Annotated in this window: 26 protein-coding genes and 1 tRNA gene; 6 read left to right on the top strand and 21 right to left on the bottom strand. The window is 46.4% G+C overall.

Annotation, left to right across the window (positions count from 1 at the left end; genetic code table 11):
- Positions 1-11 precede the first annotated feature (11 nt).
- The gene (locus tag On2M_RS12155) at positions 12-689 is read left to right on the top strand and encodes an isochorismatase family protein (protein ID WP_151218812.1); all 678 of its coding nucleotides are present in this window, start codon (positions 12-14) and stop codon (positions 687-689) included.
- A 149-nt stretch (positions 690-838) separates the two neighbouring features.
- Positions 839-926 (top strand) — tRNA-Ser (locus tag On2M_RS12150).
- Between the two features lie 347 nt (positions 927-1,273).
- Here the strand turns inward: On2M_RS12150 and On2M_RS12145 are convergent.
- Both On2M_RS12145 and On2M_RS12140 read right to left on the bottom strand, forming a co-directional pair.
- Complete coding sequence (locus On2M_RS12145) at positions 1,274-2,029, bottom strand: EAL domain-containing protein (RefSeq protein ID WP_210904883.1); 756 nt, start codon at positions 2,027-2,029, stop codon at positions 1,274-1,276.
- A gap of 297 nt (positions 2,030-2,326) precedes the next feature.
- Positions 2,327-2,902 carry a tyrosine-type recombinase/integrase gene (locus On2M_RS12140; protein ID WP_187260368.1) on the bottom strand — a complete coding sequence of 192 codons (576 nt, stop codon included), beginning with the start codon at positions 2,900-2,902 and terminating at the stop codon, positions 2,327-2,329.
- A gap of 315 nt (positions 2,903-3,217) precedes the next feature.
- Here On2M_RS12140 and On2M_RS12135 point away from each other — a divergent pair, with 315 nt between their 5' ends.
- Together On2M_RS12135 and On2M_RS12130 are read left to right on the top strand one after the other, a co-directional pair.
- On the top strand, positions 3,218-3,934 hold the full coding sequence (locus On2M_RS12135) for a winged helix-turn-helix domain-containing protein (protein ID WP_210904882.1): 717 nt from the start codon (positions 3,218-3,220) through the stop codon (positions 3,932-3,934).
- Positions 3,931-4,398: a FidL-like protein gene (locus On2M_RS12130; RefSeq protein ID WP_187260370.1), complete on the top strand. Its 468-nt coding sequence runs from the start codon at positions 3,931-3,933 to the stop codon at positions 4,396-4,398. Before On2M_RS12135 ends, On2M_RS12130 begins: the two co-directional genes overlap by 4 nt.
- A gap of 476 nt (positions 4,399-4,874) precedes the next feature.
- Here On2M_RS12130 and On2M_RS12125 read toward each other — a convergent pair whose 3' ends face one another.
- From On2M_RS12125 to On2M_RS12045, 17 genes are all read right to left on the bottom strand, one after another.
- Positions 4,875-5,435, bottom strand: a complete 561-nt coding sequence (locus On2M_RS12125; RefSeq protein ID WP_210904881.1) for a hypothetical protein — start codon at positions 5,433-5,435, stop codon at positions 4,875-4,877.
- Between the two features lie 454 nt (positions 5,436-5,889).
- Positions 5,890-6,867 (bottom strand): hypothetical protein, encoded by a 978-nt coding sequence (locus tag On2M_RS12120; protein ID WP_210904880.1) that lies wholly within the window; start codon positions 6,865-6,867, stop codon positions 5,890-5,892.
- Between the two features lie 82 nt (positions 6,868-6,949).
- Positions 6,950-7,336 carry a fimbrial protein gene (locus On2M_RS12115; RefSeq protein ID WP_187260373.1) on the bottom strand — a complete coding sequence of 129 codons (387 nt, stop codon included), beginning with the start codon at positions 7,334-7,336 and terminating at the stop codon, positions 6,950-6,952.
- Between the two features lie 124 nt (positions 7,337-7,460).
- A complete protein-coding gene (locus tag On2M_RS12110; RefSeq protein ID WP_210905243.1) occupies positions 7,461-8,126 on the bottom strand; it encodes a fimbrial chaperone in 666 nt (221 codons plus the stop codon).
- Between the two features lie 28 nt (positions 8,127-8,154).
- A complete protein-coding gene (gene pefC, locus On2M_RS12105; protein WP_210904879.1) occupies positions 8,155-10,638 on the bottom strand; it encodes a PefC/AfrB family outer membrane usher protein in 2,484 nt (827 codons plus the stop codon).
- 109 nt (positions 10,639-10,747) lie between these two features.
- Entirely contained in the window at positions 10,748-11,296 is a 549-nt protein-coding gene (locus On2M_RS12100) for a fimbrial protein PefA (RefSeq protein ID WP_187260375.1), read from the bottom strand.
- Between the two features lie 492 nt (positions 11,297-11,788).
- On the bottom strand, positions 11,789-12,463 hold the full coding sequence (locus tag On2M_RS12095) for a tyrosine-type DNA invertase (protein ID WP_187260376.1): 675 nt from the start codon (positions 12,461-12,463) through the stop codon (positions 11,789-11,791).
- 1,448 nt (positions 12,464-13,911) lie between these two features.
- Positions 13,912-15,039, bottom strand: a complete 1,128-nt coding sequence (gene rlmC, locus On2M_RS12090) for a 23S rRNA (uracil(747)-C(5))-methyltransferase RlmC (protein ID WP_187260378.1) — start codon at positions 15,037-15,039, stop codon at positions 13,912-13,914.
- Between the two features lie 41 nt (positions 15,040-15,080).
- Positions 15,081-15,569, bottom strand: coding sequence for a YbjO family protein (locus On2M_RS12085; protein WP_151219652.1), 489 nt, complete (start codon positions 15,567-15,569; stop codon positions 15,081-15,083).
- Between the two features lie 59 nt (positions 15,570-15,628).
- On the bottom strand, positions 15,629-16,474 hold the full coding sequence (gene potI, locus On2M_RS12080; protein ID WP_003831669.1) for a putrescine ABC transporter permease PotI: 846 nt from the start codon (positions 16,472-16,474) through the stop codon (positions 15,629-15,631).
- On the bottom strand, positions 16,471-17,424 hold the full coding sequence (gene potH / locus On2M_RS12075) for a putrescine ABC transporter permease PotH (RefSeq protein ID WP_151219651.1): 954 nt from the start codon (positions 17,422-17,424) through the stop codon (positions 16,471-16,473). The genes potI and potH overlap by 4 nt, the downstream gene beginning before the upstream one ends.
- A 9-nt stretch (positions 17,425-17,433) precedes the next feature.
- Positions 17,434-18,567 carry a putrescine ABC transporter ATP-binding subunit PotG gene (gene potG / locus On2M_RS12070; protein ID WP_210905242.1) on the bottom strand — a complete coding sequence of 378 codons (1,134 nt, stop codon included), beginning with the start codon at positions 18,565-18,567 and terminating at the stop codon, positions 17,434-17,436.
- A gap of 138 nt (positions 18,568-18,705) precedes the next feature.
- Complete coding sequence (potF, locus tag On2M_RS12065; protein ID WP_210904878.1) at positions 18,706-19,818, bottom strand: spermidine/putrescine ABC transporter substrate-binding protein PotF; 1,113 nt, start codon at positions 19,816-19,818, stop codon at positions 18,706-18,708.
- A gap of 433 nt (positions 19,819-20,251) precedes the next feature.
- Positions 20,252-20,728 (bottom strand): YbjN domain-containing protein, encoded by a 477-nt coding sequence (locus On2M_RS12060; RefSeq protein WP_151219649.1) that lies wholly within the window; start codon positions 20,726-20,728, stop codon positions 20,252-20,254.
- A 90-nt stretch (positions 20,729-20,818) separates the two neighbouring features.
- Positions 20,819-21,721: a 30S ribosomal protein S6--L-glutamate ligase gene (gene rimK, locus On2M_RS12055; protein ID WP_151219648.1), complete on the bottom strand. Its 903-nt coding sequence runs from the start codon at positions 21,719-21,721 to the stop codon at positions 20,819-20,821.
- Between the two features lie 59 nt (positions 21,722-21,780).
- Entirely contained in the window at positions 21,781-22,503 is a 723-nt protein-coding gene (gene nfsA, locus On2M_RS12050) for a nitroreductase NfsA (RefSeq protein ID WP_151219647.1), read from the bottom strand.
- On the bottom strand, positions 22,487-22,777 hold the full coding sequence (locus On2M_RS12045) for a YbjC family protein (protein WP_151219646.1): 291 nt from the start codon (positions 22,775-22,777) through the stop codon (positions 22,487-22,489). The genes nfsA and On2M_RS12045 overlap by 17 nt, the downstream gene beginning before the upstream one ends.
- Before the next feature lie 172 nt (positions 22,778-22,949).
- Here On2M_RS12045 and On2M_RS12040 point away from each other — a divergent pair, with 172 nt between their 5' ends.
- Positions 22,950-23,213 carry a GrxA family glutaredoxin gene (locus tag On2M_RS12040; protein WP_016152408.1) on the top strand — a complete coding sequence of 88 codons (264 nt, stop codon included), beginning with the start codon at positions 22,950-22,952 and terminating at the stop codon, positions 23,211-23,213.
- Between the two features lie 34 nt (positions 23,214-23,247).
- Here the strand turns inward: On2M_RS12040 and On2M_RS12035 are convergent, their stop codons facing one another.
- Positions 23,248-23,628 (bottom strand): inner membrane protein YbjM, encoded by a 381-nt coding sequence (locus tag On2M_RS12035; protein ID WP_151219645.1) that lies wholly within the window; start codon positions 23,626-23,628, stop codon positions 23,248-23,250.
- Between the two features lie 270 nt (positions 23,629-23,898).
- Here On2M_RS12035 and On2M_RS12030 point away from each other — a divergent pair, with 270 nt between their 5' ends.
- Positions 23,899-25,584: an aspartate:alanine antiporter gene (locus tag On2M_RS12030; protein WP_187252731.1), complete on the top strand. Its 1,686-nt coding sequence runs from the start codon at positions 23,899-23,901 to the stop codon at positions 25,582-25,584.
- A 61-nt stretch (positions 25,585-25,645) separates the two neighbouring features.
- Here the strand turns inward: On2M_RS12030 and On2M_RS12025 are convergent, their stop codons facing one another.
- Complete coding sequence (locus tag On2M_RS12025; protein ID WP_210904877.1) at positions 25,646-25,957, bottom strand: hypothetical protein; 312 nt, start codon at positions 25,955-25,957, stop codon at positions 25,646-25,648.
- Positions 25,958-26,027 lie beyond the last annotated feature (70 nt).

Here is a 26,027-nt window from a genome sequence, read left to right as displayed (position 1 = left end):
AGGAGAAGAATATGTCCAGTCCTGCAAACTTTAATGGCTCACGTCCGGTCATCGATGTGAATGATTCCGTCATGCTGCTTATTGATCATCAAAGCGGGCTGTTCCAGACCGTCGGCGATATGCCCATGCCAGAACTGCGTGCGCGTGCCGCCGCGCTGGCTAAAATGGCAACGCTGGCGAAGATGCCGGTGATTACCACGGCATCTGTACCACAGGGGCCTAACGGTCCGTTGATCCCAGAGATCCACGCCAATGCGCCACATGCCCAATACGTAGCGCGTAAAGGTGAAATCAACGCCTGGGATAACGAAGACTTCGTGAAAGCCGTCAAAGCAACGGGTCGTAAGACGCTGATCATCGCCGGTACGATCACCAGCGTGTGCATGGCTTTCCCGGCCATCAGCGCGGTTGCGGAAGGCTACAAAGTTTTCGCAGTGATCGACGCTTCCGGTACTTACAGCAAAATGGCGCAGGAAATCACCCTGGCTCGTGTTGTTCAGACTGGCGTCGTCCCGATGGATACCGCCGCCGTCGCGTCTGAAATTCAGGGGACATGGAACCGTGAAGACGCCGCTGAATGGGCGGAAGTGTATACCAAGATCTTCCCGGCTTATCAGTTGCTGATCGAGAGTTACAGCAAAGCCCAGGAAGTTGTGACTAACGGCGAAAAACTGGACTCTAAGCGCTAATCTTATCCTCCGCGCCTGCCCGGGCGGAGGAATATGTACATTGCGTAACCAAACGAGAGTGAACACGTAAATTCTGCTTGACCGTTTTAGCGCAACTCCCTATAGTAGCGCCCCGTTGCCCCCCAAGCGGTCAGGCAGCAATACAATATGGTGAGGTGTCCGAGTGGCTGAAGGAGCACGCCTGGAAAGTGTGTATACGGCAACGTATCCGGGGTTCGAATCCCCGCCTCACCGCCATATTTAAAGAAGAGCTCGTACGCAAGTACGGGCTTTTTTTTCGCATAATGCACAGCCTGGCGGGGATGAGAAGCCCGGACCGGGGTTCGACTACTGGCGCAGCCAGTTGGACAGACTGCGAACGCGGCGCCCCTCACCGCCACATTCATTTCAAAATTAATCACTTAAGACGTAAAATTGGTTTTGCCTGCGTATATTCTTTTTCTGATGTGTTCTTTTCCCAGTTTATTGAGAACTTATTTCAACGGTGAAAAAAGTCCGGCTTTCATCCACTTCTGCAGCAAATTTGACTCTTTCCGGACGGACACAATGAGGGATCTGTGATCGCCCTGAGAAAGAGAATATAGCTAAGATGACCGCTCCAGCACAAAGCGCCATACATTTACCGGCCAGAGCCATCCCTGACCATGAGTAAAACCAAGCATAATAGCCAGCATGCACTGCTCTGGTGTTTCGATGCCTTCTGCCACCAGACAAGTGGCTGAATCACTCGATGGATGAAGCCTCGGGTGAGAGAACGTATAGTTATCTATTTGAGACAGAAACTGTTGTCGTGAGACTTTCATACCCGACAGGGGTAATTTCCTCCCGAACAGTGTTTTCATCCATGCCGGGCTGACATCGTCAGCATAAACTTCAGCACCTGCAAACAGTAAGTGATTCAGGTTTTGACGCAAATAATCCTGTTCCTCAGAGCAGAGGTCTGTCAAATGTTCAGGATCCTGGATCTCCACGACAATACCATTCAGATTATTGCGACAAATAATCTCACACAAAGATCTCCTGACAAGCACCCTGACAGGGAGATTCAAAAAACGTTTTTTGGTAGTCAAACCTGAACTCAGGCGTAGCTGAAGTAAAAATAACTCTGCCAGTGAACCTGCAGACTGTTGGCGAAAAAAAGTCTCACTACAGATACCAGCAGAAAGCTGACTAAGAAATTCGTATCCCGTAATTTGACCAGAATGGAAACTGATCAGGGGCTCCGCTTTCATTCCTTCCAGGAAACGTAATGCTAAATGTTCTTCTCCCGCAATCATGGCACTTTCTGGTAAACGAATTCCCGATAATAGTTCATTACTAGGATACAATAATTCACACATCACGTTTTCCTGTTTTATTTTTGATTCAATTCGTTCTATAGCAATTAAGCTACCTCCCCTGAATCAATTAACATTTGACACTAAAATAAAGCCAGCTAATTTAAAACTAGTTTATACAGAAAAAGACTCTGTATTCTCTGACGCGAAAAAGACAATACTTTTAGTATAGACATACACATCAGACACTCACAGCTCCACACAACAATGAAAAAGGGATCTACCTGCTCAAAGATAAAAACCATAACTAATCACATTGATATTTTAATGAAAATTATCAATATACTGATGCCACGGTCATTAAAAAATATCTTCGCTCCCCAGTGACCAGACACGTGAAAAGCGCTTACAGTTAGCAGCGGTATAATGCACGGTATGACGAATATTCCGGTGCCCTAAATAGTCCTGAATCAGTCGGGTATCCAGGCCTTGATTAGCCAGGGCATAACCACATGAGTGCCTGAGTACATGAGGATGCAATTTAATAGGTAAACCAGCCAGCTCGCCATAGTATCTGACCAGCGAGTATACCTGCTGACGAGATATTCTGCTTCTTCTGGACGAAATAAAAAGCCAGGGCAAATCCTTACCATTCAGTTTCGTTTTTCGTATATCTAGCCATCGTAATAACCATATTTTCTCTTCTTTCTGAACAGGATGTGTTGTTGAGAACCCATTCTTTATTCTCCGGATATAGATCTCGCTACTTTCCAGAGAGAGACTTGAAAGCTGTATGTTTGCAAGTTCACTCACCCTGAGCCCATGGATATACATCATAATCAGTATACATCTGTCCCTGACATAATCATTGTATTCAGGAATAACACTCATTACTGCATTCCATTCTTCCTGTGTGATATAGCGCCTTGTTTTCATTAAAAAATCCAGAAGTTATTTTCGGAGTCAATATGGTAATTAAACAATTCCACAATTAACACATAATTCCGCAATAATGAAATATACAACATTTTTATCTTTTTTATTGCCGTAATTTATATTTTTATTCTGGTATAAATTTTTATCAGCAAGGGGTATACAAATTTTCACCTATAGCACATACTCATTTTTCAGAAAGCAAAACGGAACCTTTACAACCAATCCAGAACGGAATTGCATGTTAATGGCGACTACCGCTTCTGGCGGTAAGCTATGTTCCTGGTATTCCTTTACATCGTCAGGTTCTCTGGAAATATGTTCATTATTAATAAAGAAGTGACTTTTAATGAAGAAGACGGGTATCTGGAAAACCCGTCACTTAATGTTTCCGTTTTGATGGCGGCACCAGCTCGCAGATTACTTTTGGTTCTCATCACTGAACGCGGAAGCCCCGTGGAGCGAGACTATCTTTTCAGGACCGTCTGGGATGAACATGGACTGCGTTCTTCTCACAGTAATTTAAACCAGTACATCAGCATCTTAAGAAAAACTCTTGTACAGGCAGGATTACCCGATGATGCGATCATTACTATCCCAAAAATCGGTTTTATGTTTAACCCTGTTATCGACGTCAAGACATATGTCAGTTTTGCCGGAAAAAAAAACAGCAGAATAAAAAGTTTATTTAATGATTTTTTTAACAGTCACTTATATTATCCGATATACATTTTATTTGTTATATCTCTTGGCTTAGCAACTTACCTCATTTACTTCAGCGATACCATTACAGCGTCTGCACCACTGATTAAAATTTCCGGATATCCGCCTGAATGTAATGTATATATGTTATCCGGAAATCCTTCAATAAAGGCTCCACCTATTGAGTTCGTTGCAGAAAGCTGCAATAAGAATCAGGATGTATTCATTTTTAACCATGCTGGGAAAAAAGAGGACAAACTTATTGTTTCGTGTGAAAAAGAAAAACCTGACTATTTTACTCATTGTCATAACAGAGTGGACGTGGCCGGATGAAAAAAATCATAATCAGTCTTGTCATTCTTTTTATGCTGGCAGGTCTAACCTGGTGGTTTATTCGTCATCAGTCTGGTACGGATCTACAGTGCCAGTCAACATTTGAAAAAAACACAGCATCAGGGAATCATGCTGCAGGTACCATTTCCGTACATTTTTTCAGTGATTATACGGGGGTGGCTAATATCACGGGAAAGATAGTAACTGAAAAAAAGTATTATATTATAAACAGGGAGATTGAATTTACTTACGACGTTATAGATATCCAAAAAGGTATGTTCAAAGTTAAGTCACAAAACATGAAAATACTTTTACGGGATGACATGAATGAGTTTCATAATGACGATATAAATCTGAATGCCGCCTCCAAAAGCAGTGATTATATCATTATAAAAAAAATAAATAAGAATACTTGGTTATTTAACTCCCCAACATCACCAGTTATGATCTGTGTGTCTGAATAAGGACAGGGGTTTTGATTTTCAACAGATATAATAAACTCTCTCCCAAAGCAGTACTGTATAATCTGCTTATAGCTTAGCACCTGCTCTGTCCTGCATATTTGAATATGCCCACTCACCATAACTGGCGGGAGATGAGATACTCAGGCCAGGCTTTTCTGAACGAGCTGAAAAATTAGATATTGGTATCCAAAACATATGAATTACATTAAATGACACTCGAGTATGGCTAACGTCTTTTACAAACTGTAACAACGTTAAAGTAATAATTCTGGAGTAAAATATTCAGCACAAAATTAATAATATATTTAAAACAATGGCGTGCAGCTTTAAAAATTTCGATTCAGGCGTCATTTTGAATCATTACAATTTCAAATTCTGGACATTAAGATGTATTATATATAATAGAAGTATATGACAAATAGTTAATACCAACTATCTTACTATCTTTTAGAAAAGATCTTCAAATATAGTAGCTGTCATTGTGATAATGACAGCAGTATAGTAAGAGTACTTAAATGATTGAAAATAGGTAGTTTCACGATGTGATACCATTTTCGTATTCTCATCTGCAACATCAACCGATACTTGTCTGCTTCATACGTTTTACTCGATATACCTAACATATCCAAAGCCTGTCTCTGTTCCATATTTCCAAGGCATAATTGGGCCACTATGAGCTGTCTCATACTGTAAGAGGGCAACTCGTTGAATGTTCTGTTAACTTCTCGCATCAGCAGATCAATTACCTTTGAAGGGCTTGTATTTCTTGAAACAAAATAAACAGTAGATAATAATGGCAGGCAAGTAACTTTTAACATGGAGAAAAAAACAATACGTTGGAATTTTAATTTGCATAGTTTCTTTAAGCTATCCGGTGTAAAACTCCCGGTAAGAAAGGTATCAATAACAAGAACATCTCGAGGCAACTCTGTATCAGCTAAACATTCAATGCTATTTATGAGATTAATTTCTTCATCACCGATCGCAGCTTGTATTCCTAAAAAAAAATAGTTATCCTTCGTAATAACATGAATCATTTATACCTCCTGTTAACTATTCAGTAAATTATAAACCAACAATAATTGACACCTTAATGAAAATTGATAGCAACAAGCTTATATCAATATAACACCATCATTCAGTCACAACATTTCGCTAAGTAATCTTAAAGATAAAAATCATTAACTCACGCATATCATTCACTACTACTTTTATCTCCCCTCTTAAGCACTTCACACTCAATACTTATTACCAATCAATCTAAAAAGGACAGCGATGTTCAAAATGCTGTTCCACATTAATCATATGCACAAAACAAAAATTTAATTACAATCCCACCCAAACTCCTTGATTAATAAAAACCATTATAGAATGGTGTTAATAATTATAATTAATAATATTTTAAATCCATCATCTTTAGTTGAGATGATCAATTTCTTTAGTATCCATACCATCATTAAAATTTTATTCAAATGCAGACATACTTCAATACTAGTCAGTGGTTAATATTAGCGTAGAAGCAACCTGACAAACTTCACCTGGCAGCGTATTTTGCGTTGGCTTTATTACATACTCGAGTTGTATCTTTTCAGTGCTTGCCGATTTGGTTTTGTACCCATCAGAAAATCCAACCGATATCTCCTGCCCACCACTTTTAGCCTGAACTGATACTGGATTTTCACCACATTTATCTGAGTCATTCTGGACACTAAACCTGGCCGGAACGGCGGTACTTATACTGAAATCGCCAGTTACAACACAGGATGAAGGCAATATTGCAGAACAGTTTAAAGATGTCGGCCCCGTAATTGACAATGATGCCTGAACCGGGACCAAAGGAGGAGCAACTATTTCCCCTCCGCCTAACGCCCCCCCGCTCACCGTATTACTTGCGCATGTTATCCCGCAAGGTGAACGCGCCAGGGTATTCATATCTGTCAGTGTCATGATGACATCAACACTTTTCTCACCGGGATTATCATCAGTCTCTATTGTCATATTTTTAGCTACCGTCCATTCAAAAAAAGGAGTAAGCGTATATGTGTCACCTGTTTTCAAACCTGGTGGGAAATTAACCCTTGGCAAAAGATAATCGTTATAATTTGTGATATGGTAAATTGACGAAATTTCAGAAGTACAACTACTTTCTATTGCCGCGCCATCACTACCAACATCACAGATAGCAAATGCTGCATTGGTATTGTTCCATAACAACCCAACCTTATCAGGAAAACCAGATATCATGCGAACATCCCTTCCACTTCCAATATTCATTGTGATAGTTGGCGTTCTCTTAACATAAGCTAATATTGCATTCACATCATTAGGATATATTTTCTGCTGGGCTTTCGCAGTTATTGTAGGTCCCACCAGCCGTCCAACAGGTGAAAAATAGGTATAAGTAGCCGCATATGTTTTGAATCCAATAATTGATATCAGGCTCAGAAATGCCATTATTTTATTATTCATATCACACTCAACACGATTATTTTAAAAAACATAAAATTAATTTTATATAACAAACACAATATATAGATTAGTCATAATTTTTCTATGGAACAATAACATTGAATCTTAACATGGCGCTGGTTAGGCCACGTGGGGTATCTATTTCTACTTCCGTATTTGGCGTGATAGTACAGTTGCGACTTCCTGTGCCTGAGCAAAAGCGACCACTCTCTTCAGAGGAACCACTCCCGTCCAGCATGACTTCTTTCCCATCATTATCTGTCAACCACAGTTTTACGGGGGTTCCGGAACTTCCTGCTGGCCCGGTCATATCAACGCGATTATTGCTCCCCGCGCTCAGACTTCCCTGAACAATTTCAGCATATAACGCAGTTATAGCTGCTGGCAGTGGACAATCCAGCCGGATAATGAATGGGGGATAACTCTGCGCACCGGGTAAAATCGCCCCCAGGTTTACACGATCAGGCATTGTCAATGTACACGGAGGTGTGGTGAATCTTGCCGTAACAGTAACCCGGTTACTGGTAGTGACAGCGTTCGCGGAATTAAAGACCGAGAGCAGGATGATACACATAAATATGTTAAACAGTTGGTTATTTAATATCATATTTCACCGCGCCGCCCCAATCGTTAAGGGCTATAACACTTACGTCTTTAAGATTTGTGTGCCCGGTATTCACTTCTGAGTACGGGGCCAGTTGTGCAAGTGCACGCTGCACATCCGCATTTAGCTCGATCTCTTTCCCCTGGCTTTTCAGTTTCGTGACCGCAAAATAGTAGGGTGTCGGGTTCTTTATCCAGACCCTTCCATCCCGATTCGACAAAACCAGCTGTTTTTCTGCATTTTTACGTCCTTCAGCCAGAGCTTTTGGGCGGTAAATCAGCTTAACCTGGGTATTCATTGCTATGGCGATCACGCTACCATCAGTTTCTTTGGGTTTTGGCGGAATCTCTTGAACATTAAGACGAAATAAAGATTCCTTATCTGACGGCAAAGTCGGGTTTACATTCATTAATCGTACTATCTGTTTACCTCTCGGCCCAATCCTAAAAAATGGTGGAGACGGTACTATAAAAACATCCGCTTTACTCTGCGATATATTTTCAATCCACACCTGAGCTCCATAGATATCATCTGAGCTGCTACTTACTTCAAAGGAAATATTTTTCTTCCCTTCTTCATAAATAAAACGAGTTCCATTAAGAGTAAAAGCAGCTATGGCATAACCAGCAAAAAATAATGTCATAGACGTCGTCATGACTGCTAACTTAAAAAACTTCTTAATACTATTCACAACGAACCTCCTGAACTGTTCCTATATTTTCCTTCAACCCTACCGCACTAAATCGACATATTTTTCCAGTACTTTGACTTACTGTAATAGTTTTCGGGGCGGAGAGCAGATTCATCAGCAAAACGCCATTACGCGTGACAAAACCAGCATCCAGCCCCTGCTCCGTGGTTGCGTTTCCACCAGTAATTTCATTACCCTGCATATCACGTAACCGAACGATATAACGCCGCACTTTCTGGAAATCAAATTCGCGGTAGATAATTGCTTTTTCTGTTGGAACAACATTATAGGAAGTATTGAGCAACTCAGCGCTTTCCGGTACGTTTTCCGGATTAATGCTTATCGTTGTAGGGTTATATCCTGTCAGGTAAAGCACAGTATTTCCGCTGCTGTTAGTTGGAAGTGAACCATTGAATGTCACTCCTGGTGTATCTCTAATTCTGACAACGGCTACAGTGTCTGAAGATTCTCTTGTGAGCAGTAGACCCGTTTGCCTCGTGGCAATGGCTGTACCAGAGAGATTTCCGGATAAAGTGGTTGCATCTCGGCTTTGTGAAACTGCTAAGTTAGTCTGAATTCGGTCAAAGGCATAACTAGCCGATGCACCAACTGTATTATTACTGTGTTCATCCATTCCAGCATTAACACTGTAACTAAGGCGTTCGTCCAGAGCGGCCGATATGTTGGTATTAAAAGAGGTACCATTGTATCGGCTATAGCCGACTGAATTACTGCTGTTATGACGAATACCTCCCAGCGTAAACGGGATGCTTACACCCAGGGCACCTGAATACTCATCTGTAGTTGACCATGCATTACGTGAATAGTTTCCGTTAATGTAGAGCGATACCCCGTCAAGTATTGTGGTGTTGACGGACAATGATGCTCCAATAGCATCGGTGTTACGATTCCAGTAAGATTGCTGCCAGAACGCGCTGTTAATATAAATGTTATCTATCCGATGGGACAGTCGGGCTTCATATCGCGCCTTCTCTTTGCCATCAAACCAAATGTAGTGTTCATTAAAGCCCAGGCCATCCGGATCATAAATCTTTCGTCCTATTTCGTCCTTAGGATTCCAGTTCACAAATTCGGTATATCCAGGGCTCTGATACCTGTACGTCAGTAACTGAATATCTGTCTGGTTAGTGAAACTTTTTGCATATTTTAATGTTGCGCTTATTCCCTGGCGTTGAGAGTTATTATCATACTCAGCCCGCGCCCCATTTACACTTAACGCGACAGCGCCGAGTTCTCCCATTGATTGCGTAAGCCCAACTCCGGCAGCCTGATAACTGTTATGCAGCAGAGTAGCGATATTAAGCGTGGTCGTTGGTAACCCCCAGTCGAAGCTGGCCAGGCCAAAAGTGCCATACCCTGAGGAGAAAGCATCCCCTAAACGATTAGAGTCGTTACGCTGTCCAACAGCAAAATTGTAATTATATTCTCCAGGACGTAGAAGCGAAGGCAGGGTTGCTACAGGATATTCAGTTACAGTTTTACGACCACTATTATCCTCTACTGTTACAACCATATTTCCGTTACTGGTAGAATTGATGTCATCGAGACGATATGGACCTGGAGGTATCACGCGAGAATAAATTGTATACCCACCCTGAGTCACTGTAATTCTTGATGTGGTAGAGGCTACTCCGGAGATAACTGGGGCATAGCCGCGGGTGAGCCATGAGCGCATGTTGCTATTAGAACGCAATGATATTCCATAAAAACTAAAGTCGCTGAATAACTCAGTTCTTGTCTGTGAACGCCCGAGCAGTAAATCTCCTTTAACCTGGCTAATAGCGGTGGAAAGGGTAAGATTATTCGTGGCGAATTCATTTCCCCACAAATTGCGTTTAGCATTCATGTCGCTGGATAAAATCCAGCGGCCAATATTGAGGCTCGAATTGAAACTACCATAAGCATTGATCGAATCATTGCTGTAGCTATTATTCTTATTTTGAACGTTTTGATTAAAGTTACCACTGTACTTCAGACGCAGACCATTTATGCCATAGTCCCAGCGCGTAGCATCATTTTTTTCTGTCATCCACGCCTGAGGGATACTGAAATCCAGAGATTGAGCTCCAAGGTCAAAATTGACTTTAGAGGCCATTTTCTTTCCAATTGAATAACAGCCGCGAATGGAATCAAATGTATCCTGGTAAGCTTCCGGTTTAAAAAAGATACCCGCACTGTGGAGCCATTCCGGGCTGAAGCAGGGTTGTCCAGCCTGCTCATCTTCCGCGCTAATCTCAAATGGCATTCGTCCGGTGCGGGATCCGTTGAGAGAAACGTCGACGTAGTATTGACCTGCAGGGTATTTTACACCGTCTTTCAGAACAGAGGGCACATCTGTGATTCCCTGTAGAAATGCCATATTCAGTTCGGTGGCAGATGCAAAGGAAGAACAAATGCTTAGTGCCAGAAGAGACAGCGCAGGTTGTTTTCTTGCTATGTTATATTTTGTACTCACACAGACCTGCCTTCAGAGCAAAAGAGAAGAACAAGAATAAAATTGCTTTAATAGAGGAAGACCCTGCCTCGTACTTATACCGCTTAGTACGGGCAGGGATTGAAATGACTTAGTTGTAAGAAACTACGTAAGCAAGAGCAGAGCGGTAATCGCCTGCCTGGGTACCACCTATCAGTTGCGCAGTAAATTGCGCGCCTTTGGCAGGGTCATTCAAATCAGTCAATGTTACATCTGATGTCGTGCGGGTTTTATCGATATCATGAGCACCTCCAACTGCATTTACTGCACGCAATTTTACGATGGCATCGGTTGCTGTTCCGCTTTGAGGTACCAGTCCAGAGGCTTCCAGAGGTCCAGAAAATGCAAAAGAGGCATTACTCATAGCAACTGGATTACAGGTAGTGCCCGCCTTCGGTTTCAGAGAAAAATTCACTACCGGACTTTGGTTAGAACCAGAACCAGCCGCTTTTGTAGAAGTTGTAACATTACCCAATTGAACAACGCTACTTACTGCACCAGTATCTGCAAGCGGCACAATGTCGCAAGTTGTGTCAACAACAGCTCCAATAAACTGGACATCACCACTATTTGGTGCTGCAAACGCTGATCCCGATAATACCGCCAGAGTCAGTGTGGAGACCTTCAGTAATTTTTTCATTTCATATTCCTTATTAGGATGCTGATATTAAGCATGCTTTTTGATATTATTTGCGATGTATTTTTCGATGGAAGAAACCATCAGCAACTCTATTATTAATTAACAGGATTACTGATGGACTCTTACTTGAATAAATACAAAGCTACCGCACAAATTTTACAAACCGTAAAATTTTAATTTTCAATCATTTTGCTTATCCCCTTCCTTTCAAACCCTCACAGCGATGTTTTTTTGACCTAAAATAGGAACAGTTGGGACCATTTTGACTCATTGGCATATATCACTTAAAATTAGACAAAAAAAAGGATATAACACCTTACACAGACGCAATAACAGATAAAATCAGAATTTACACCTGATTTTAAATGATAGTATTTTGCGTTTTTATTTAGAGTGTTAAATAATATTCCACAAGGAAGTGGTATCTGATGGGCGAGATAAAACTGTGACTAAATAAATAAAATATTTAAAATCAATTAATTGAGGTTTTTTTTAGAAAAAAACTGGCTGAGGGATTGCCTTGCAAATAGTCTTGCTATTAAGATGTGCACAAATTGGTCCCAATTGACCAGTTTTAATTCGCTTTCCAATATCATCTCTACTGATTCTTTCGCGTTCCCACAACCCATTGAATCGCGCTGCATTGCTGGCCGTATAGCGTACAGTGTGACGAATATTCCGATGCCCCAGATAATCCTGAATCAGACGCGTATCCGTGCCCCGTTCCGCCAGTTCATACCCGCAGGCATGACGCAACATATGCGGCGTGGTGCAGGTAACGGCACCTGCCAACTCTCCAGCAGCGCGAATGATACGGTAGGCCTGTTGCCTCGAAAGCATCGTTCCCTTTCGTGAAATAAAAACAGTATCCGTACTGGCAGCATGCCTCCAGGTGCTGCGTACCCGTGTCCATGTGCGGATCGCATCCAGTTCATCATCTATCAGCGGGTGTACCGTAGAAAATCCGTTCTTCAGACGGTTAACGCTCATTCGTCCGGCCTCGAGATCCATATCTCTGTATCGTAGACCTAATAACTCACTGATACGCATACCATGACGAAATGCCATGAGAATAAGGCAGTAGTCCCGGGCTCCGTTATTGCCGTTGCGGACGGCCTCCATCATGCCCGTAACCTCCCGGGCGGTTAGAAAACGACGTCGTGTCATAGGAATGACTCCTTCTGGTTTTTAAGAGGTGAAACCTTCGATCGTGCATCCTGTACCGGCACATACCGGTCAGGTCATCACAATCGACATGACCGTGCAGGAACCGCCGTATTTCAGGCTCGGGGTGGCGTCATGCGCTCTTATCCCGTACCACCACAACTTAGACCTTCAGCCAGGTGGTCAGGCCTGCACAATAACTATGATGGCGGAAAGTGATGCCCCGGACAACCTGGCGAGCATGACTGCCGGCCCGGAACTGGCGTTTTCTAAGCGGTACAGCACCAGACTGGGGCCACATCAAAAACCCACTCCACCGACCAGATGACAATAACGTTAATTGTTGATGCAGATCAGTTTTGCACTATCGACTAATATGGCATAACTGACCGCGCTAACTATGAGGTTTTTAAAGACCTTTATGTTTTATTTTCTTTCTGGTGGGAGTCGCCTGCGACTCCCTTTTTTTAGCCATCATGACAGAATTACGCCTGAGCGTATTATGTAATGATAGCTATAGCGCATTATAACTTCCCCCTGGGACATGATACTGCTTTTTTATAATGCAAAATATTAAAATCACCTTAAAATAAAACACCAAGCATGGATATTTAAAATAAAAACACAAAATACCCCCTAAAAATTCTTAGCAAAATAAACATTACATTCATTTCCATTAATTAAAAAGAAAACCAGGCAATAATGAAATCTACCGATAATTCTGTCGCATTAAAATTTTTCTTTAACTCCAAAGGCACAGTCACTCATCCAATAGCATGGATAAGTAGTGGGGATAAATTCAGAGATACGCAGTGCATTCGTGCGTATATTGGCGCTCAGTTACTCGCCAGAAAAAAGTCCCGAGAGGCCGCTTTTAGGTAACATTTCAGTATTTAACCCTGCGTATATAGAAACACATAGTTGTCAGTGAATACCTCTGTGAACTATTTTGAGGGAGCGATGCCTTACAGCAAAGTACTATCCCGGATAGTCCTAAAAAATAACGTCAGAAAGCATTATTTTTATCACCCAACCGCTATCAGGAGTTACCTCTTGGATATCACTCATAATTATCTCATTCGGTTGCTGGCAAGATTACAAACTTCCCTACGCTCGCACATAACTAAATTCACTACAGCGATAGCCAGTGAATTAAAAGCTTGACCTTCCCCCTGATACGAATCAATGATGAGTTATCACGTCCAGTATGTATTTTTCTTCCATTACAGCCTCGCGCAACGCGACTGCAATATCATGCCTTTCACGCACGGAAAGCCCGCCATCCACAGCGCGATAACATGCACATTAGCAATGCTTTCCGGATGTCAGACCTTACCACTGGCTGACTACACCATTGCACTGCCGATCACGATCAAAATCACGGGCCTGTTTGCAGGATGCGGCATTCCGGCAGCTCGGCCTGTTAAGCGAAGCGCCATCAGGCATGGTCGTTATTGTCGGCTGAGCAGCGTTAAAACCTCATAATGCGCGGTGTGTGGGAACATATCGAAAAGCTGGACGCGCTCAATGCGATACCCTGGTAACTCACGAATATCCTTCGCCATGGTTTGCGCATTACAGCTGGAATAAATGATAAAACGCGGTGCCATGTGAGAAAGAAAATCACACAGCGGTTTGCCAATTCCCCGACGCGGCGGATTCACCAGCACCAGGTCCGGTACTTCGCCCTGGGCGGTGGCAAACTGAGTCGAATCCAGGGCCTGAAAATGCAGATTTTGTAACCCAAGCTCCTGCGCAGACTGTTTCGCACAGGCAATCGCCTCTGGCGCGATTTCAATCCCCGTCAGTTTCATCTGCGGCGTGGCGCAGTGCAGACCAAAGCCCCCAACACCGCAAAACAGATCCCACATGTGATTAACCGGAAGCTGACGCACCCAGTCGCGCGCCGTGGCATACAACTGCCCCGCCACTACCGGGTTGGTCTGGAAGAAGCTCTGCGGGCGAATCCACAACGGTACATCGTTAAAACGCTCCGCCAGCGCCTGTTGTTCCGTCAGGTAGATTTCACTCTCCCCTTCCATAATTGCCATATGCACAGGCTGTATATTGGCAGTGATCACTTTTAACTGCGGAAGCTGTGCCTGCAGCCATGGTAGCGCCGCGCGCAGTTGTGCCAGTTTCGCGTCGGAACGCAGGACAAAACGCAGCATCATGCCGCCATCGAACCGGCTTTCTGTTAACAGCAGATACTTCAGCTCCCCGCGTTTTCGCGCCACGTTATAGGGCGTTAATCCCGCACGGGCGATAAACGGTTTGAGTGTGGCAAACACGGGCGCAAAAGACTCAGGATAAAGCGGACAGTCGCACAAATCCTCAGGTATACCGTCACGATGCAGCATTCCCAACAGCGGTTTCTCTACGCTGCCGCTAACCACCATTTTTGCTTTATTACGAAAAGCGCTTTCCGGGCCGCTGACTGGCGCGCACCATTCACCGACCGGATTATCGGCCAGCAGATTTTGCAGATCGGCTGTTTTGGCGAAGAGTTGATCGGCGACTGGCTGTGTTATCCACTGACAGGAGCGACAGCGTTCGGCGTCATAAAGTGCGCACTGCATACAAAAACCTACAAATTAACCGGGGGCCAAAATTATACACGTTATTGCAAGCGGAAGAACCGCCTGCTGGATGCAGGAACAAAAAGCAGCAGCAACACCAACATATCGGGCAGTTTTTGCATCACCAGGGTATGCAGGATTTCACGTTTAGACTCTCCCGCAATACTGAACAGTTCCGGATATCCGTAGCCCAACGAGGCTGCCCACAGATAGACACTGGCGATAATCTGGGTCAGCAGATAAATCCAGCGTGCCCAGTTCCGACCTTTTACCAACGAAAATGCGCAGTAAATTTCGATAAACAGCATCACCAGGCTAGCCAGAAACACCAGCGTTAAATTCCAGGTCTGTACGCTACGATGAATAAACTCACTGGTTCCACGCAACCCGAGCGTATTAAAAATCATCAACAGATCGAGACAGCGGATCATGATAATAGCCAGCGCCGCCACCTGCACCAAAGCAGGGACGTTTAAGCGGGCATGTGATGTGGATGATTTCTTAAAAAATCCCAACGCGTCGTCTTCCATGAAAACGGCGTAGCCACCACAGCTGCGCCGAATAGACAGGTTGGCAGATTTTAGTTTTTTCAGCCACGTCTTGCACGTTGGATATCGCGAATCCGTTGTTTTTCTGTTCGCGCCATCAGATACCACGCGATAAATCCGATAATTCCTACCACGCCAAGTATCAGCGTCGCCAGTGCGTTGATCTCCGGATTAACCCCCATACGTACGCTGGAAAACACCAGCATGGGTAATGTTGTAGCACCGGGACCAGAGACAAAGCTGGCAATAACCAGGTCATCGAGCGACAGCGTAAAGGCCAGTAACCACCCGGAGATCACTGCTGGCATAATCATCGGTAGCGTGATGACGAAAAAGACCTTCAGCGGCGTGGCGCCAAGATCCATCGCCGCTTCCTCAATGGAATGATCCAGTTCGCGCAAACGTGAAGAGATAACGACCGCCACGTACGCTGTACAGAAAGTGACGTGCGCCAACCAGATGGTCAACATACCGCGATCCGCTGGCCAGCCGATGGCGTGCGCCAAAGCCACAAACAGCAGCAACAGCGACAAACCGGTAATGACATCCGGCATAACCAGCGGCGCGGTGATCATAAAGGCGAAGCCATTGGAACCGCGAAAACGACCAAAGCGCACCATCACTACGGCAGCTATGGTGCCGAGGATTGCTGCCATCGTCGCAGCACCAGCAGCAATCGTTAAGCTCATCCCGACGGCGCTTATCATCGCGCTATCGTGGAAAAGTTCACCATACCAACGCGTTGACCATCCCGCCCACACCGTCACCAGCTTGGAGCTGTTAAACGAATAGATAACCAACATCAACATCGGCGCGTACAGAAAGGTAAAACCCAGCACCAGAATAAAGATACGCCACGGTGAGCGAACGACAGGTAAGTTATTCATCCGTGTTCCCCTACGCTTTTTTGCTGATATTTGTGGAACCACATGATCGGCACAATCAGTAACAGCAGCATAATAATGGCGACAGCAGAAGCCACCGGCCAGTCGCGGTTATTGAAAAACTCCTGCCAAAGTACACGACCAATCATGATGCTGTCCGGGCCACCCAACAGTTCAGGGATCACGAACTCCCCAACAGCCGGAATAAACACCAGCATTGATCCGGCAATAATCCCGCCCTTAGTCAACGGCACGATCACGCTAAAGAAGGTTTTCAACGGCCGGGCACCTAAATCCAGCGCCGCTTCCACCAGCGAATAATCGATCCGCGTCAACGCGGTATAAATCGGCAGCACCATAAAAGGCAAATAGGCGTAAACAATTCCGATATAGACCGCCAGATTGGTGTGCAGAATCGTCAATGGTTGATCGATAACCCCCAGCCACAGCAGGAAGTTGTTCAGTACGCCGTTATTTTTCAGGATCCCCATCCAGGCGTACACGCGAATCAAAAACGAGGTCCAGGACGGTAGGATCACCAGCAGCAACAGGATATTACGCGTTGAGGGTTTGCTGTGCGCCACCGCCCATGCCAGCGGATATCCCAGTAGCAGGCAAAATAGCGTCGAAATCCCCGCCACCTGCAAAGATTGCAGGTACGCATCAAAATAGAGCGGATCGTCCGTCAGTTGCAGGAAATTACCTAAGTTGAGCGTGATGGATAGCTGATCGTCAGCCCATGAAACGAGGTCGGTATACGGCGGAATAGCACGTGCCATTTCAGCCAAACTGATTTTGAAGACGATCAAAAACGGCAGCAGAAACAGCAGCAATAGCCACACATACGGCAGCGCGATCACCAGCTTGCGCCCGTGCTTCATTTGCAGCCGCGACATAAACAGCGTGAATCGCCCCGCTTTATCCACGCGAGCCGGAGGTTCAAGTGTACTCATCTTCGCTCCTTAAACCGTCAACACCACACAGCTGTCCGCATCCCAACATAAACGGACTTCGTCACCCCAGGTGGGTAAGCCTTTACGATAACGATGTTCATTTTGTAGCTGGGCGCTCAGCATCTGGCCGCTTTTCAAACGCACGTGGTACACCGACAAATCGCCCAGATAGGCAATGTGCGCCACTTCACCTACCGCGAAGTTGTATCCTTCTGGCGGAGTGGCTTCGCAGAGCATGATTTTTTCCGGACGCAGCGCAACATACACCGGAACGTTATCGACAACAGAAGCATCGGCGTCCACTTTCAGCGGATGCATCAGGCCTGGAGACTCAATAATCAAACCATCTTCCTGACGTTCTTTCAGCAACCCCTCAAAGACGTTCACCGAACCGATAAATTCTGCGCTGTAACGCGTGGTCGGGTGCTCGTAGATCTCTTCCGGCTCGCCGATCTGCACAAATTTTCCACGGTTCATGATCGCAATGCGCCCTGCCATGGTCATGGCTTCTTCCTGATCGTGCGTCACCATCACGCAGGTCACGCCGACGCGCTCAAGGATATCCACCACTTCCAGTTGCATGCGGTCACGGAGCTTTTTATCCAGCGCTCCCATCGGTTCATCCAACAGCAGCAGTTTCGGGCGTTTCGCCAGGCTACGCGCCAACGCCACACGCTGGCGTTGACCGCCAGAAAGCTGATGCGGCTTACGTTTGGCAAACTCTTGCATATGCACCAGGCCCAACATCTCATTCACCCGACTGGCGATTTCAGCCTTTGGCAGTTTGTCCTGCTTGAGGCCAAAGGCAATGTTCTGTTCTACCGTCATGTGCGGAAACAAGGCATAAGACTGAAACATCATATTAATCGGGCGCAGATAAGGCGGGACATGCGCTAAATCGACGCCATCAAGCATAATTTGCCCGGTTGTCGGCAGCTCAAATCCCGCCAGCATCCGCAGCAGGGTCGATTTACCACAGCCGGACGCACCGAGCAGCGCAAATATTTCACCTTTATAGATAGTAAGATTGACGTCATCGACGACATGCTGACCGTCAAATGACTTGGTCAGGTTGCGAATTTCGAGCAGCGGGGTCAGCGCCTTGCGGATTTTCGCCTGTGGGCGTGGGGTTGCATCATTCACTCTGGTGCTCTCCGGCATAAAACAAATAAACGGTGCAAATAACGCACCACGGTGGTGCGTATTGCCGGGTTTTGTGTGTCCGGGATCGGCACTGCCCGGCAGGCGTAAATCCTGCCAGGTCACGTCCCGTACATCGGGTTATTTCCCGCTTTTTACCTTCGTCCAGGCGCGAGTACGGACACGATCGATCTTCGGATCCTGAACTTTCAACGTGAACAGCTTGTCGCGGACATCCGCAGGCGGGTAAATACCAGGATTGTCGCGAACTTCCTGGCTAACCAGTGCTGTCGCTTCTTTGTTGGCATTGGCATAGAACACGTGGTCGGAAATATGCGCAATCACATCAGGACGCAACAGGTAGTTAAGGAACTGATAGGCTTCGTCTTTGTTTTTCGCATCGGCTGGCATCGCGAACACGTCAAAGAAGGCCATCGCACCTTCCTTCGGAATTGAGAAAGAAATATTGACGCCATTTTTCGCTTCTTTCGCACGGTTTGCCGCCTGCCATACGTCACCCGCCCAGCCAATCGCCACACAGGTATCACCGTTTGCCAGGTCGTTAATGTACTGTGAAGAGTGGAAGTAGCGAATATTCGGACGCAGTTTCAACAGCAGCTCTGTTGCTGGTCCGGTGTAATCATCCGCTTTAGTACTGTTTGGATCTTTGCCCAAATAATTCAGCACGGTGGCAAACACTTCCTCGGGGGCATCGAGGAAGGAGACACCGCAGCTTTTGAGTTTTTCCAGGTTTTCTGGTTTGAGGATCAAATCCCAGCTATTGACCGGCGCATCCGGCCCCAGCACCTCTTTGACTTTATCGACGTTATAACCAATGCCGGTGGTTGCCCACATATACGGCATCGCGAACTTGTTGTCCGGATCGTGTTTGCCCACCAGCTTCAGCAGTTCTGGATCGAGGTTTTTCCAGCCCGGCAATTTGCTCTTATCCAGCGGCTGGAAGACGCCTGCGGTCAGTTGACGCTCAAGGAAACTGGCGGATGGAACGACAAGATCAAAGCCGGTGCTGCCAGCCATGAGCTTACCTTCCAGTACTTCATTAGAATCAAATACGTCATAGATAACTTTAATTCCGGTCTCTTTTTCGAAATTAGCCACCGTATCCGGGGCAATATAATCAGACCAGTTATAAATATGCAGCGTTTTTTGTTCAGCAGCGAGCGTGCCGGCAGAGATGGCCATCAGAGCACCCGCAACCAGGCCTGATAACCATTTTTTATTTAAGGCGGTCATAATCTCTTTCCTTCTGAAAGTTCGTTAACAAACGAACAAAAATGTCACACTCTAATGATATGCAAGAAACGTGCATATTCTTTCATGCGGCACCTATGAAAAGAGAGGCCTCTCCTCACGCCGCCATTGCGCGCTGGTATCTGCCCATGCATTCAACATGCATTGCGCCCGCAGGTCAGGTCACAAGGGGCTGTTTGAATGAGGGGGTTGATACGCTTTGCAAGAATAACTTTAGCCAGGATTTGTGGATATAGCCCAGATTAAAAAACGTCTTTTATCAATTTTTTATGCAGGAATTGTCTATGACGTAAAGCGGAAGGCGTCGAACACAGGTGAATAATTCTTTAACGAAAGGTTAAATACAGAATAAAAAATGGCAATACGCAACCGCTCTGGCAGCGGCTGCGCAATATATGTCCTGATGCAGGAAGAATTAATGGAGGAAATGAACTTCAGCGCTGCTGTTTTGCCCATCTTCTTCAGCGTTAAATAACAGTTGATGCGCGCCAGCTTCGAGGATCACCATCGATATTTGTTCTTCGCTCTGGCGAATAAAATATTCAAACTGCTCAAACGTCACGCCCGGCATAACGGATAAAGACTGGCAAACCACCAGCTTTGGCAGATTATCATCCTGCATATCCAGAAAGGCTTTCACCGTTAGTGAACTGGCGTTAATCGCGGACAGATCGGCGGCCAGGGGCAGCAGAGCAGAAGGTCTGACTTCTGCCATCGCGGAAAACAGAATGACGTTATCAACCAAATCAACTTTTGCATCAAAGATGCCGTCAAAATTCTGCATGTGCGGTAAATGCAGTGCCTGACAGGTATCGCATTCAAAAAAACTCATGCCCAGGTCGTCGAGCCATTGACGCAACGTATCCAGAGTGGGAACGACCAGTGATGTCATAATAATGTGCGACCTCAATTGATGAAAAAAATACCGGCACAGCTTACGCAAAAAGCGCGTGTCATACTACGACAGCAATCGATATTGTGCTTAGCCGCCGATTTTAAGGCAAAATTCAGGAGTAGCGTGACGCTCGATCCACTGGATCATCTTGCAGGCAATGTCTATTCCGGTAGTTTTCTCCACCCCTTCCAGTCCAGGAGACGCGTTGACTTCCATGACCAGCGGCCCACGTTCAGCGCGCAGAATATCAACGCCTGCAACGTCCAGACCCATAGTCTGCGCGGCTTTGAGCGCAATTTCTCTTTCACGAGGCGTGATATTCGCAATCGTGGCGACCCCGCCACGATGGAGATTAGACCGAAAATCGCCCTCTTTCGCCCGGCGTTCAATGGCGGCCACCACCTCGTCACCCACCACAAAACAGCGAATATCTCGTCCTTTCGCTTCTTTGATATATTCCTGAACCAGGATATGGGCATTCAACCCACGAAAAGCATCCACTACGCTTTCTGCGGCCTGCCGAGTTTCCGCCAGGACCACGCCAATCCCCTGCGTGCCTTCAACGAGTTTCACCACCAGCGGCGCACCACCAACCATGTCAATCATGTCGCTGGTATCATCCGGAGAGTGAGCTATTCCGGTGATGGGCAAATCAATCCCCTGACGCGCCAGCAACTGCAGCGAACGCAGCTTATCGCGCGCCCGCGTAATCGCTACCGACTCATTCAGCGGATAGCTACCTAACATCTCAAACTGGCGCAACGCCGCCGTACCATAAAAGGTAATCGCCGAACCAATCCTTGGGATCACCGCGTCGAAATGGGGAAGCTGACGGCCCTTGTAATGAATTGAGGACGCCGCCGGGCTAATGTTCATATAGCAAGAAAGGGGATCGATAATTTCTACCAGGTGACCGCGCTGCATCGCCGCTTCGCGCAGGCGCTTACAAGAATAGAGCGTTCCGTCCCGGGACAAAATGGCAATTTTCACCCTGTACCTCTCTGAATGACCTGGTTGAAGCTGGCATATCATACACTGGGTTAAAATCTTTAGCGCGTGGCCCATCCCTGTTTATGCAAATATTCCAGGATAAAGGGGCGACTTTCTTTGATAATGGTACGGCGAATATGATCGCTCCAGGTATCGCGACGCGCATTGCTAGCACGAGTCAGATAATACTGCGCAAGCTGCTCATCATATTGCGACAAAACCTCGCTGTTGAGTGGCTGATACTGGTTTTCGTGCACCACCAGCGACGCCGGCAGACGCGGCTTGATATCCGGGTTATCCGCAGGCCAGCCCAGGCACAAGCCAAACAACGGCAGAACGTGTTGCGGAAGCTTCAGCAGTTCGGTAACCGGTTCAATATTGTTACGCAAACCGCCAATAAACACACCGCCAAGTCCCAACGATTCTGCCGCTGTTAACGCATTTTGCGCCATCATCGCAGTATCAACCACACCCAGCAGCAGTTGTTCCGCCAGCCCAAGTTGCGCGTCAGGACAAATCTGCAGATGCCGATTAAAATCAGCGCAAAACACCCAGAACTCCGCAGCCCGCGCCACATGTTTTTGTCCGCCGGATAAGGTAGCCAGTGATTCGCGCAGGGCTTTGTCCGTGATGCGAACGATGGTCGTGCACTGCAAAAAACTCGAGCTTGACGTCCCCTGAGCGGCGGCAATGATCGCCTCTCGCTGTGCATCCGAAATAGCATCATCGGTGAAATGGCGAATGGAACGGTGGCTACGTAATAAATCAATGGTTGGCGTCATCTCTTTTATCTCTGTCTGAACGGGAAGAATCGCCGGGGGCTTGTGACATCAGCTGCGGCGCCAGCATCTTAGCAATACGCCACGTTAATCCCACCGCGGCGGGAAGCATCAGCAGCACGCCCAGAAATATCATTACCACACAGGCTAACGGGCTGTTAAGCGGTGCGGGTAAGGAGAGGTAATCGTTAAGCGATAGCAGCGCCAGCGATAACAAAACCATCCCTATTATTTCCAGCATCAATACGCTTTTGGGTAATACACCAATTGTGCGCATAAGCGGCCTCCCGGCGAAATGGCTTTCATTATAAAACGTTCCACCTTGTCGTGTTTAACAGTTATAGCTTGAGGATATCAAAGCAACAGGCTGAACCTGCTTTCCATCCGTCACAAATCGCGGCATCATAACAAGTATTGCCATCCGGCCTGATAAGTTCGAGGAGAGAGAGATGTTTGCCGTTATTTTTGGTCGTCCGGGGTGCCCATATTGCGTGCGCGCAAAAGAATTAGCAGAAAAATTAAGCAATGAGCATGACGATTTTAACTTCCGCTACATTGATATCCATGCCGAAGGTATTACGAAGGCCGATCTGGAAAAGACGGTAGGTAAGCCAGTTGAAACCGTACCGCAGATTTTTGTTGATCAAAAACACATCGGCGGCTGCACGGATTTTGAAGCGTGGGCAAAAGAGAACATGAATCTGTTCGCCTGATAGCTGTTTCTACGCCCTCCGCTGGAGGGCGTTATTAGTTCTTTTTCCGTCGTTGATGCTGAGTGAACAAGCTGCTGATAAACAAAAAACATAATGCGCCAAGCGCGCACCAAAACACTGCACTAAACAACCACGCCAGCTCTTGCCACAATGAACGCGTCGGCATAAAAACGAACCGCATCAGTAACAGACAGCACGGCGCCGCCAACATTGCACCAAGAAGGGGTTTGAGCACCTCCCGACGATGGGAGAAAAAGCTTGCTGCAGCACCAGGCAGGATGAAAAATAATAATCCGACCTCAGGATGCCCTGCCGCTCTGAATGCCCCTTTCACGTTCAGCGTTAACGAAAGACACACTACAATAAAGAGCACAAAGCAACAGACCGCACCCGCCCAACTTTGCTTATGTTTCAATCGTTCCTCCTGACACATTCTCTATCGAACACTCTTTTCGCCTACAGGCGTCCAGTCAGATAAAGTAACCTGGCATTCCATGCCAAAAACACACTCACACGATTCTTATAGCCGTTGATACGTAATGAGATTAAACTAGCCGCATATATTGTTACGCTGCATTATTCGGGGCTGTGTATGACGCTGTCGCCCCCTTAATTTCTGGCAAAAACATTAGCGTAAATTGCCATTTCTTTCAATAGCTTACTAGTAAACAAGAAGTTAGCCTCCGTGAATATAAACGTCGCAGATTTGTTAAATGGGAATTACATCCTGTTATTATTTGTGGTCCTGGCTCTGGGCTTATGTCTGGGTAAATTGCGCCTGGGTTCAGTCCAACTCGGTAATTCCATTGGCGTTTTAGTGGTGTCCCTATTATTAGGCCAGCAGCACTTTAGTATTAACACCGATGCATTAAATCTCGGCTTTATGCTGTTTATTTTTTGTGTCGGCGTCGAAGCCGGCCCCAACTTTTTTTCGATTTTTTTTCGCGATGGGAAAAATTATCTAATGCTTGCTCTGGTGATGGTCGGCAGCGCAATGCTGATCGCCCTGGGGCTGGGTAAGCTATTTGGCTGGGACATCGGCCTGACGGCAGGTATGCTGGCCGGCTCAATGACCTCAACGCCAGTGCTGGTCGGCGCAGGTGACACCTTGCGCCACTCGGGGATGACAGGAACACAACTGTCGACCGCTCTCGACAACCTAAGTCTCGGTTATGCGCTCACCTATTTGATTGGTCTGGTCAGCCTGATTGTCGGCGCCCGCTACCTGCCAAAACTTCAGCATCAGGATCTACAAACCAGCGCCCAACAAATCGCACGCGAACGCGGTCTGGACACCGACGCCACGCGTAAGGTTTATCTGCCGGTCATTCGCGCCTATCGCGTAGGCCCGGAGCTGGTGGCATGGGCCGATGGTAAAAATCTGCGCGAACTGGGTATTTATCGTCAGACCGGTTGTTACATTGAACGTATCCGTCGCAACGGCATCCTGGCGAATCCGGATGGTGATGCAGTGCTGCAAATGGGCGATGAGATAGCCCTGGTGGGTTATCCGGACGCACATGCCCGCCTCGATCCCAGCTTCCGTAACGGTAAAGAGGTGTTCGATCGCGATCTGCTCGATATGCGCATCGTCACTGAAGAAATTGTAGTGAAAAACCATAATGCCGTTGGTCGTCGCCTGGCACAGTTGAAATTGACCGATCACGGTTGTTTCCTCAACCGCGTGATCCGTAGCCAGATTGAAATGCCGATTGATGACAACGTCGTGCTCAATAAAGGTGACGTATTGCAGGTCAGCGGAGATGCTCGCCGCGTGAAAACCATTGCCGATCGTATCGGCTTCATTTCGATTCACAGTCAGGTGACCGATCTGCTGGCCTTCTGCGCTTTCTTTATCATCGGTCTGATGATCGGGATGATCACCTTCCAGTTCAGTAATTTCAGCTTCGGCATCGGGAATGCGGCTGGACTGCTGTTCGCGGGGATCATGCTGGGCTTCCTGCGTGCCAACCACCCAACGTTTGGCTACATCCCACAGGGTGCGCTGAACATGGTGAAAGAGTTTGGCCTGATGGTCTTTATGGCAGGTGTCGGTTTAAGCGCGGGCAGCGGCATTGGCAATGGCCTTGGTGTCGTCGGTGGCCAAATGTTGATTGCCGGTCTGGTTGTCAGCCTGGTGCCGGTTGTCATCTGTTTCTTGTTCGGTGCTTACGTATTACGTATGAACCGCGCTCTGTTGTTTGGCGCCATGATGGGGGCACGAACCTGCGCTCCGGCAATGGAAATCATCAGCGATACGGCACGCAGCAATATCCCCGCATTAGGTTATGCCGGGACCTACGCAATCGCCAACGTGCTGCTGACATTAGCGGGGACGCTGATCGTCATTGTCTGGCCCGGCCTTGGTTAGCGCTGAAATTTACCCTTAAACGAAAAATTTTTGCAGTTAAGCAGAACTTTTCTTCAAGGCGTCAGTCATAACTATTGCCACTGCTTTTCTTTGATGTCCCCAATTTGTGGAGCCCATCAACCCCGCCGTTTTGGTTCAAGGTTGATGGGTTTTTTGTTGTCTGAAATTTACTACTGAAAAAATCAATCACGTACACCAACACCAACACCAACGCCAACACCAACACCAACACCAACACCAACACCAACACCAACACCAACACCAACACCAACACCAACACCAGCAGTATGCCCGTATTCGAAGTCAGTGTACTTATGGTTCCTCGTGCTGCCTGGCAATCAAACACAATTAAATTTAACTGGAACCCTACCATCGAAAATTATGGCTATATACCTGTGACTCATATCTCAATTTTTTGAGTCAAAAGTTTGACAGTTCATTTC

Source organism: Citrobacter sp. On2M, assembly GCF_018035235.1.
Classification (GTDB): Bacteria; Pseudomonadota; Gammaproteobacteria; order Enterobacterales; family Enterobacteriaceae; genus Citrobacter; species Citrobacter meridianamericanus.
The sequence above is the reverse complement of the archived record's forward strand: the minus strand, read 5'-3'. Positions and strand labels throughout refer to the sequence as shown.